This window comes from Halomonas sp. 3A7M, from assembly GCF_014897875.1.
Classification (GTDB): domain Bacteria; phylum Pseudomonadota; class Gammaproteobacteria; order Pseudomonadales; family Halomonadaceae; genus Vreelandella.
Genome location: NZ_JABUZD010000048.1, coordinates 1 through 1,693, shown reverse-complemented (window position 1 = coordinate 1,693; position 1,693 = coordinate 1). Strand labels below are relative to the sequence as shown.

2 protein-coding genes and 1 pseudogene are annotated in these 1,693 nt (G+C 53.1%); 2 read left to right on the top strand and 1 reads right to left on the bottom strand.

The genetic code is table 11. The annotated features are described in order from the left end of the window. A pseudogene (locus INT19_RS03700) lies at positions 1-317 on the bottom strand (hypothetical protein); the annotation flags it as partial. Positions 318-450: 133 nt separating this feature from the next. Between INT19_RS03700 and INT19_RS03695 the strand changes: the two are divergent. Together INT19_RS03695 and INT19_RS03690 are read left to right on the top strand one after the other, a co-directional pair. Next, entirely contained in the window at positions 451-711 is a 261-nt protein-coding gene (locus INT19_RS03695) for a hypothetical protein (protein ID WP_193059770.1), read from the top strand. Between the two features lie 174 nt (positions 712-885). After that, positions 886-1,693 (top strand): DUF4214 domain-containing protein (locus INT19_RS03690; protein WP_193059769.1); only part of this gene is annotated, 808 nt, incomplete at its 3' end.

Sequence of the window (1,693 nt, the reverse complement as noted above, 5' to 3'; positions counted from 1 at the left end):
ATTTTAGCGGGGTGGCAGAACGTCGCGGAATGGACGCTTACCAGGAGTTGGCCATCGCGATCGGCGGTGCGTTCCACCAGGCGCATCACGCGCTGGACGACGTATTCGATCTTGCCATCGTGGATCGAGACGGTCTGTGTCCACAGCGCCTGGCGCTTGCCGGGACGTAGTTCTTGCCAATAGTCCGTCGCCACCGCCAGCCAGGTATCTCGATCAGCCGTGGCCGAGCCACGGGGGTTCCATTTGACGACATAGTCGAGCCGGCGCCCCGCGTCGGCAAAGGCCTGACGTTGCCGTTCGAGCAGGGCCAGGTGCGATGCCCAGACACAGCAGGCCCAGGTAGCTTTTGACCACATCGCTGGTGCGCATGCCCAGCGTGGTGGGGAAGCGCCCGTCGATGCTATCGACGCCAGCGATCTCGAAGCACTGCCCGATGATGGACAGCCCGGCGTGGCTGGTGAGGGTGCGACGACTGGCACGGAACTTGACGTTGGGTATGGCACTATCTGGGTGAATGGCGATATTCGCTATATTGCCATGCAGTTCAGTAGGTTAGAAGCATTTCTGGGGGCTGGTCTCACGGATTCAGGTATATGTCTTAACGGGGTGCCCACTGTTTCGGTGGGCAAAACCATCCACCCTCCCATGGACGGACCCAAGCGTCCATCGCCACTACACAGCGCCGAAACCCAGGCACTGACAGATGCATAAAAAATAAAAACATTTAAAAACAACAAGTTAAAATCATTCGAATAGTTCACGAAAAACCAAAAGCAGTAGATACAGAGTGAATAAATCGCTACACTAAAAACCGCAGCCTTGTCACATGCACACCACGCTGCTTGGGATCCATTTTATATTTTCAATAAATAATGAGACCTAATAATGTCTATTTTTACCTCATCTACTGATATTCAGCTGCTTTACCTCGCCGTCAACGATCGGCCCGCGGACTGGAGAGGCTTTCTTCACTGGGCAAACCAGGAAGATGAAGACAGCTCCGACGCACTAGGTGCTTCACTGACGCAATCCAAAATATTTTCTGACTTGTTTGATGACCTATCGTCCAGCGAAAAAATTGCGACAGTCTACCAGCATCTTTTCAATAGAGAACCGGAAAAATCTGGCCTGGACTATTGGACAGCACAGCTTGAAGCTGGTAGTTCGCTAACCACCGTTGCACGCCACATTGGTAATGCTGCTCAAGGTGATGACCTTGATACCCTTTCACAGCATATCGAAGACGCTCTCGATGCTACCTATGGTGAACTCATCGATGTGCTGTATGCAGGCTATTACGGTCGCGCCTCGGATGAAGAAGGCCGGACATTCTGGATTCAAGAGCTTAAAGCTTCGGATGGCAGTCTCTCCAATGTCATCCAGGCATTTGGAAACTCTTCAGAAAGCACGGAGATGTATGGAGATCTCACCAACTCCGCTCGAGTGGAGATGATTTACCATACATTATTTGACCGAGAGCCTGATCAGAATGGCCACGATTACTGGGTAGGTAAGATTGACAGCGGTGCCCTGACGCTATCGCAAGTCGTGTTCGCCATCGCAGAGGGTGCACAAGAAGCAGATCAACAAGCACTGGCCACTACTGTTACCACGCTTAACGCTAAAGAGCCGGAGCCCGAACCTGAGCCCGAGCCGGAGCCCGAACCCGAACCGGAGCCCGAACCCGAACCGG